The organism is Neorhizobium huautlense, from assembly GCF_002968575.1.
GTDB classification, from domain to species: domain Bacteria; phylum Pseudomonadota; class Alphaproteobacteria; order Rhizobiales; family Rhizobiaceae; genus Neorhizobium; species Neorhizobium huautlense.
The window spans coordinates 1-7,597 of record NZ_PVBM01000059.1 but is presented as its reverse complement, the minus strand read 5'-3'; the positions used below and the strand labels follow the sequence as shown (position 1 = coordinate 7,597).

General features: G+C 60.6%; 6 protein-coding genes. 1 reads left to right on the top strand and 5 read right to left on the bottom strand.

From position 1 onward, the window contains the following. Window positions 1–181 precede the first annotated feature (181 nt). The 4 genes from serA to C5L12_RS27100 form a co-directional block, all read right to left on the bottom strand. Window positions 182–1,777, bottom strand: coding sequence for a phosphoglycerate dehydrogenase (gene serA, locus C5L12_RS27115; RefSeq protein WP_105375101.1), 1,596 nt, complete (start codon window positions 1,775–1,777; stop codon window positions 182–184). Between the two features lie 79 nt (window positions 1,778–1,856). Then, window positions 1,857–3,035 carry a phosphoserine transaminase gene (locus tag C5L12_RS27110; protein ID WP_105375100.1) on the bottom strand — a complete coding sequence of 393 codons (1,179 nt, stop codon included), beginning with the start codon at window positions 3,033–3,035 and terminating at the stop codon, window positions 1,857–1,859. A gap of 150 nt (window positions 3,036–3,185) precedes the next feature. Continuing rightward, entirely contained in the window at window positions 3,186–4,379 is a 1,194-nt protein-coding gene (locus C5L12_RS27105; RefSeq protein WP_157949133.1) for a GNAT family N-acetyltransferase, read from the bottom strand. A gap of 154 nt (window positions 4,380–4,533) precedes the next feature. Next, a complete protein-coding gene (locus C5L12_RS27100; protein ID WP_105375098.1) occupies window positions 4,534–5,358 on the bottom strand; it encodes an outer membrane protein in 825 nt (274 codons plus the stop codon). A gap of 236 nt (window positions 5,359–5,594) precedes the next feature. Here C5L12_RS27100 and C5L12_RS28505 point away from each other — a divergent pair, with 236 nt between their 5' ends. Continuing rightward, on the top strand, window positions 5,595–5,753 hold the full coding sequence (locus tag C5L12_RS28505; protein ID WP_165924117.1) for a hypothetical protein: 159 nt from the start codon (window positions 5,595–5,597) through the stop codon (window positions 5,751–5,753). A gap of 89 nt (window positions 5,754–5,842) precedes the next feature. Here the strand turns inward: C5L12_RS28505 and glmM are convergent, their stop codons facing one another. Then, window positions 5,843–7,195 carry a phosphoglucosamine mutase gene (gene glmM / locus C5L12_RS27095; RefSeq protein WP_105375097.1) on the bottom strand — a complete coding sequence of 451 codons (1,353 nt, stop codon included), beginning with the start codon at window positions 7,193–7,195 and terminating at the stop codon, window positions 5,843–5,845. Window positions 7,196–7,597 lie beyond the last annotated feature (402 nt).

The following is a 7,597-nucleotide window of genomic DNA, read 5'->3' as shown; positions in this document are numbered from 1 at the left end:
AGGTTCGATCCACGCTTCCTCCCCACGGTCGGTCGCCCTTCCGCAGTTGCGCTTCACTTCGCTCGCCATGACCAGCTTACGGTGGGACTTCCACCCACAAGAATGCGCCCATGCTGGGCGCACAACAGAAAGCCCGGCGCGAGGGCGCCGGGCTTTCCGTCTGAACTCCTGGGAGGAGCACTCAGTCGATATTGAACACCAGCGGCTTGGCCTGGCGGATTGCCGGATTGGCAGTCAACTTGGCGAGCACATCGGGAGCAACCGGGCCATCTACATAGAGCAGTGCGATCGCATCGCCGCCCTGCTTGTCGCGGCCGAGCTGGAAGTTGGCGATGTTGACGCCCGCATTGCCAAGCGTCGTGCCCATGAAACCGATCATGCCGGGTACGTCGGTGTTGGCGATGTAGATCATGTTGGCGCCGACATCGGCGTCCATGTTGATGCCCTTGATCTGGATGAAGCGCGGCTTGCCGTCCGAGAATACGGTACCGGCGACCGAGCGGGTCTGGTTTTCGGTCGTGACGGTAAGCTTGATGTAGCCGTCATAGACGCCCGTCTTGTCGCGCTTCACCTCGGAAAGGATGATGCCCTTTTCCTTGATCATAATCGGCGCCGAAACCATGTTGACGTCGGCCACCTGGTTGCGGATGAGGCCGGCGAGCAGCGCGCTGGTCAGCGCCTTGGTGTTCATGTTGGCGGTCACGCCATCGTAGAGTATCTCGATTTCCTTGATCGGGCTTTCGGTGACCTGGCCGACGAAAGCGCCCAGCACGTCTGCGAGACGGATGAAGGGCTTCAGGATCGGCGCCTCCTCTGCAGTGATAGAGGGCATGTTGATCGCGTTCGAGACGGCGCCCTTGACCAGGTAGTCCGACATCTGCTCGGCGACCTGCAGCGCGACGTTTTCCTGAGCTTCGGTCGTCGAAGCGCCGAGATGCGGCGTGCAGACCACGTTTTCCAGACCAAACAGCGGGCTTTCGGTGGCTGGCTCGACTTCGAAGACGTCGAAGCCGGCGCCGGCGACGTGGCCGGACTTGATAGCTTCGGCAAGAGCGGCCTCATCGACCAGACCGCCACGGGCGCAGTTGATGATGCGCACGCCCTTCTTCGTCTTGGCGAGGTTCTCCTTGCCGAGGATCCCGCGTGTCTTGTCGGTCATCGGCACATGCAGCGTGATGAAATCGGCGCGCGCCAGGAGATCGTCCAGTTCCACCTTCTCGACACCCATTTCCTGGGCGCGCTCGACGGAGAGGAAGGGATCATAGGCGATGACATGCATTCCGAGCCCGATGGCCTTCTTGCAGACGATACCGCCGATATTGCCGGCACCGATCACGCCGAGCACCTTGCCGGTAATTTCGACGCCCATGAACTTCGACTTCTCCCACTTGCCGGCCTGGGTCGAGGTATCGGCTTGCGGAAGCTGGCGGGCGACCGCGAACATCAGCGCGATGGCATGCTCGGCGGTGGTGATCGAGTTGCCGAAGGGCGTGTTCATGACGATGATGCCGCGGCGCGAGGCTGCCGGGATATCGACATTGTCGACGCCGATGCCGGCGCGGCCGATGACCTTGAGATTGGTCGCTGCAGCGATCAGCTTTTCCGTCGCCTTGGTGGCGGAACGGATGGCAAGGCCATCGTAATTGCCGATGATTTCAAGGAGTTTCTCCTTGTCTTTGCCGAGCTTCGGCTGGAAATCGACTTCAACGCCGCGATCGCGGAAGATCTGGACGGCGGTTTCCGAGAGTTCGTCGGATACGAGAACGCGAGGTGCCATGGGTCACGGGCTCCTAAAAAGGGGTTCTGTCTGGGATTGGAAGAGGCCCCGCTTCAGGAGCGGAGCCGATATGCGGCGATCAGGCGGCAGCCTTGGCGAGCGCGGCCTTCTGGGTATTGAAGGCGTAAGAAAGCCAAGGCATCAGAGCCTTCATGTCGGCTGCATCGATCGTGGCGCCAGCCCAGATGCGAAGGCCTGAAGGAGCGTCGCGGTAGGCGCCGATATCGAGCGCCACGCCCTCTTTCTCGAGAATCGAGACGATTCCCTTGGCGAAGGCCGCCTGGGCATCCGCATCGAGCGCGGTGACGGCGGGATCGACGATCTTGAGGCAGACCGAAGTGTTGGAACGCGTCGCCGGCTCGACGGCAAGATTGTCGATCCAGTCATTGGCGTCGACGAAATCGAAGATCACCTTTGCATTGGCGTCGGCGCGCGCCATCAGCGCCTTCAGGCCGCCGACCGACTTCGCCCAGTTGAGCGCATCGATATAATCCTCGACGCAGAGCATCGAGGGCGTGTTGATCGTCTCGCCGGTGAAGATGCCTTCGATCAGCTTGCCGCCCTTGGTCATGCGGAAGATCTTCGGCAGCGGCCAGGCGGGCGTGTAGCTCTCCAGACGCGCAACGGCGCGCGGCGACAGGATCAGCATGCCATGACCGCCCTCGCCGCCCAACACCTTCTGCCAGGAGAAGGTGACGACATCGAGCTTGGTAAAATCCATGTCCTGCGCAAACGCCGCGGAGGTGGCGTCGCAGATCGTCAGGCCCTTGCGGTCGGCCGGGATGAAGTCGGCGTTCGGGACGCGGACGCCGGAGGTGGTGCCGTTCCAGGTGAAGACCACGTCGCGGTCGAAATCGACTTCGGAGAGGTTCGGCAGCAGGCCGTAATCGGCCTCGAACTTGCGCACATCCTTGAGCTTCAGTTGCTTGACGACATCGGTGACCCAGCCGGCACCGAAGCTTTCCCAGGACAGCATGTCCACGCCGCGCTCGCCGAGCAGCGACCAGAGCGCCATTTCGACGGCGCCGGTATCGGAGGCCGGCACGATGCCGATGCGGTAATCCGCCGGCACGTTCAGAATTTCACGGGTAAGATCGATGGCCTGCTTGAGCTTTGCCTTGCCGACCTTGGCGCGGTGCGAACGACCGAGCGGGGCATCGGAAAGCGCTTCGAGCGTCCAACCGGGGCGCTTCGAGCAAGGGCCAGAAGAAAAATGGGTATTGTTCGGACGTACGTCCGGCTTTGCGGTATCCGCCATTGTGCTATCCTTCCAGATAGATGGCCTCTCGTTGGGGAGAGGTGTCCCGCCGCTGTGGGTATTCTTCTCCGCCTTTACAGTCAAGAGGATTGCGTCGCGCAAAGACAAATTTTTGCCGCAGACCCGATGCGCTTACGCCGCTTGTTTCGCTCAAGCGATTGCCATCATTGGCAAAAGAAGCTCGGATACCGCACCATAGCTTGATATCGTCATCATCGTCTGCCGCAACCGGCGCCGGATTACCCATTTGAGCGGCCGGAGTGATCGCCACAGTCTGGTGGAGCGAAGCGCAGCGACCGACCTTTGCCGCAACAGATAGACCTGCCCTCGAAGTGTCAGAGCTGCCTGTTTCGCCGTCAGTGGAAACGTCGTCTCGCAGCTTTCGATCTTCCACGCCTCATCGCCGATGCCGAGATCCAGCCACTCATATCCGTTGCCGTGAAGCCATTGCAGCGTACGGTAGTAAAGTACGCTGCCCGGTGAAAATTTCGCCCATTCCCCTGCCTCGAAAGAGAGCATGATCGCGTAATACCGTCTGCCGGCCGTCAGCCCCCAGATCGTCGCGATGATCCTGTCACCGGACTGGAGGTAGAAGAGCTTCAGCATCTGCTCTTTCGCGAAGATTTCCGTGCCATCGCGAAAGAAATCGTGCTTGTCGGTATCGACATCGAAGCCGGGCACGCGGGTCTGTTCGAAGCGCCACTGCTTCTGGCGCAGGAATGCGGCAGTTGCCTCCCGGCGCTCTTCATCACCATCGGCAATGCGGAATTCGAGCGGCGTGATCTTCTCCAGGTTGCGCATCTTGCGGGCGAGTGTCTTTCGTTGCGGGATCGCCGCCTCGATGTCCGCCCAGGGTCGCCGCAGATCGTTGGCGTGACAAGAAGCCTCGTTCGCTTGGTCACTCATCAAGCTCAAGGGATTGGCAAGACCGTCGATATCTGCCGGCATCTTACTGAATATGAGGAGATCGAACGGCGGCAACTGACTGGCGATCTCGTGCCAAAGGCGCTCCGCAAGCTCCGGCGTCCAGGAGATCGACGTCGTAAAAAGTATCGGGGCATTGTAATCGGCCGCGTCGGCGTCGACGAATTCGAGAATTCGAGTTCCGTTGCGGCGCGTGATGCAAAGCGGAATGAAGATGACCGGCCGATCCTCCGCATCGCGCACCTCGACGAAATGCAGGCTGCGTTCTCCCGAGCGCCCGAAACTGGCGAGCCACACTTGAAGAAAGGTCACGCTCTGAAACACGTGGAAATGCGCTCCCTCCGCCGCAGAACCGCGAGGCCAATCCTGCGAGAGATCGTCGAGGTTGTCGAAGATGGAAATCTTGAAAACCGGCACCATGAGCTGCCCCATCGTCACATCGGGCGCTTGATAGCAACTCAAACGCGAATTTTGAAATTGAAATCGGATATATCGTTAATCCGCAATACGCCACCTATCGGCCGAATGCAGAAAGCCGCCTCGAAGGCGGCTTTCGCTGGAAGATATTGGAAACTTACTTGTAGACGATGGGCTCCGGCGGCGGCTCGTAGGCGACGGGAGTGTCGCAGCCACCGAATACGTAGCGGGCGCCGACGCGCGCTTCGTGCATGTCGAAACCCTTGTCCCGGCCGGGTCCGCCACCGAGATTGTAGCCGAACATATCGCCACCGACGATATGGCGATAGCGGTAGCCCACATCCGCCTTGAGGTTACAGGTGATGTCAATGGACGCGCCGGCCATAAGGGCATAGCTGAAGCGCCAGCTCTTTTCGCCCTTGTGGTCGGTAGAGTAGCAGCCGGGCACCGCCGGGTCGTCGCAGATGGTGTTGCGCAGCTTGCCCCACTTGACATAGGTACCGCCGATACCACCGCCGACATAGGGCGTGAAATAGCCGTAGGTGCCGAGGTCGACATAGACGTTCGCCATCAGCGAATAGGCATGCATGTAGGACTTGTCGCTGGAGGTGCAGGTCACCCCGCCGCAAAGACCCGTGGTCGAGCCGCGGAAGTCCGCTGAGGTCAGGTAGTCGAAGGTGACGTCCGTACGCAGGTAGTTGTTGATCTGGTAACCGACGCCGCCGCCGAGAAGAAAGCTGTCCTTGAGCGACGCGCTATCAAAATCTACCAGCGTGCCGTTGGAGCCCTGGAAATATTCCGCGCCGCGCATGTCGTTGAAGGAATAGCCCACATCGCCGCGCAGATACCAGCCGCTCGCCTCCTGAATGGCGACTTCCGGGGCATCGAGGATCGGTTCGGGCTGCGGCTGATAAAGATCTGCCGATTGGGCTGCGCTCACCGTCAGCGCCAGCGCAAACATACTGGCCAGGGTTTTCTTCATGGCTTCATCTCCAAAGCTCATATCGCGTATGGCAGGCAAGCGCGCAGCCAACGGGTTGATCGCGATGGATAATGAAGGAAAAAAGTTAAGTCCGACTTAACCATGCCTGTTTACCGCATGTTTTCCTCGAAGCGTCCGAATTTGGCTCGACACCACCAAGAAAAGGAACTGTTGATCCTTTCCTGAACGAAGAGATTCGAGTGCAAATTTAAGCCGGATGCTCTAAATACGCAGGCATGTCAGACAATGTTATCAAGTTCCAGCGCCCGCCCAAACCGAAGCCCCCGCGGCAGACGCCACCATGGCTGAAGCGCGTGCTGATCGTCCTTGGGGTCGCCGCCTTCTTCATCGCGGCCTTCGTCTATTTCTCGTTGACAGGCCAGGCACGCCCCTGAACCCAGCAGGGATATAGCTGCCGCCCGCTTTCCCATACCGCGAAACAAAAAAGCCGGCATCGCTGCCGGCTTTTTCTCAAGCGGAAAACTCAGGCGACGGTGCGGGCGTTGGCAATGACGCCGACGAGCCCTTCTACGACCCGCTCGATTTGGGCCCGATCGTCGCCTTCCGCCATCACGCGGATCAGCGGCTCGGTGCCGGACGGACGAATGACCAGGCGCCCCTTCGAAGCAAGCTCGGCTTCCGCGTCCGCAATGGCCTGACGTACGATGATGTCCTCGAGCGGCTTGCCGCCCTGGAAGCGGACATTCTTCAGAAGCTGCGGCACCGGCTCGAATCGGCGGCAAACCTCGCTCACCGGCCGCCCGAGGCGTTTTACGCGCGCCAGAATTTGAAGGGCCGCAACAAGGCCGTCACCGGTGGTGCCGAAGTCCGAAAGGACGATGTGGCCGGACTGCTCGCCGCCCACGTTGAAATCGTTGTGACGCATATGCTCGACCACGTAACGGTCGCCGACCTTGGTGCGGGCAAGTTCAAGGCCCTTGCCCTTCAGAAAGCGCTCGAGACCGAGATTGGACATGACGGTAGCGACGATGCCGCCGCCCCTCAATTTCTCTTCCTCGGCCCAGCTTTCCCCGATCACCGCCATCAGCTGGTCGCCGTCGACGATCTCGCCACACTCGTCGACGATGATGACCCGGTCTGCGTCGCCGTCGAGTGCTATACCGATATCGGCACGCACCTCATGCACCTTCTTCTGAAGCGCCTCGGGGCTCGTCGAGCCGCAGTCCAGGTTGATGTTCGTGCCGTTCGGCTCGTTACCGATCGTCACCACTTCAGCCCCGAGTTCCCAGAGTGCGAGCGGAGCCACCTTGTAGGCCGCGCCATTGGCGCAATCGATCGCCACTCTCAGCCCATGCAGCGTGACGTCGCGCGGCAACGTGCGCTTGGCATGTTCGATATAGCGGTAAATATCACCCTCGACGCGCTTCGCCCGGCCGATATCCGCGGACTTGGCAAGCTGGGCATGCAGATCGCTGTCGAGCAGATCCTCTATGCGTATCTCCAGTTCGTCGGAAAGCTTGTAGCCATCCGGGCCGAACAGCTTGATCCCGTTGTCCTGGTAAGGATTGTGCGAGGCCGAGATCATCACGCCCACATCGGCGCGCAACGAACGGGTCAGCATGGCCACAGCCGGCGTCGGGATCGGGCCGAGCAGGAAGACGTCCAGACCGGCAGCGGTAAAGCCCGCCACCAAGGCATTTTCCAGCATGTAGCCGGAAAGACGCGTATCCTTGCCGATCACGACGCGGTGGCGGTGGCTGCCGTTGCGAAAGATCGTGCCGACGGCAATGCCGACGCGCATCGCCAGGTCCGGCGTCATCGGAAAGATGTTGGACTGTCCGCGAATGCCATCAGTGCCAAAATAGCGGCGTGTCATATAAGCTCCTTGTCGTCGCGCCTGCCCGGCGCGGTCTGCCGCACAGCCCTTCGAACTCGGTTTGGAGGAAGGACTATGCCCAAATCCAAAATTTACAGCATCTTCTGCGCGTCGGAAATGACGCGAGCCGCTGTAGCGGGATCCCACCCGCGGGTCTGTCGACGGCCAGACCGGCCTTCATCATTTGGCTCATGCCACAGTTCCAGGGCGCAAGCACATAAATTAGCGTCAAAATCGCTTATATCCCGTTACTGACGGACTGCCGGCAGGCCGGCCACAATCGGGATAGGGGGGAGCCTATTGGCTCCGCCCCTCCCACACCACCCGGCATGCGGGTCCGCACCGGGCGGTTGGAGCAGTTGAGGTCGTCAGGCCCGTAGTTCTCCCGGCCTGGCGCCTGGG

Bases quoted from the DNA above. Each gene is read 5' to 3' on its own strand.
- serA (WP_105375101.1), bottom strand. From the start codon at position 1,777: ATGGCACCTCGCGTTCTCGTATCCGACGAACTCTCGGAAACCGCCGTC.
- C5L12_RS27110 (WP_105375100.1), bottom strand. From the start codon at position 3,035: ATGGCGGATACCGCAAAGCCGGACGTACGTCCGAACAATACCCATTTT.
- C5L12_RS27105 (WP_157949133.1), bottom strand. From the start codon at position 4,379: ATGGTGCCGGTTTTCAAGATTTCCATCTTCGACAACCTCGACGATCTC.
- C5L12_RS27100 (WP_105375098.1), bottom strand. From the start codon at position 5,358: ATGAAGAAAACCCTGGCCAGTATGTTTGCGCTGGCGCTGACGGTGAGC.
- C5L12_RS28505 (WP_165924117.1), top strand. From the start codon at position 5,595: ATGTCAGACAATGTTATCAAGTTCCAGCGCCCGCCCAAACCGAAGCCC.
- glmM (WP_105375097.1), bottom strand. From the start codon at position 7,195: ATGACACGCCGCTATTTTGGCACTGATGGCATTCGCGGACAGTCCAAC.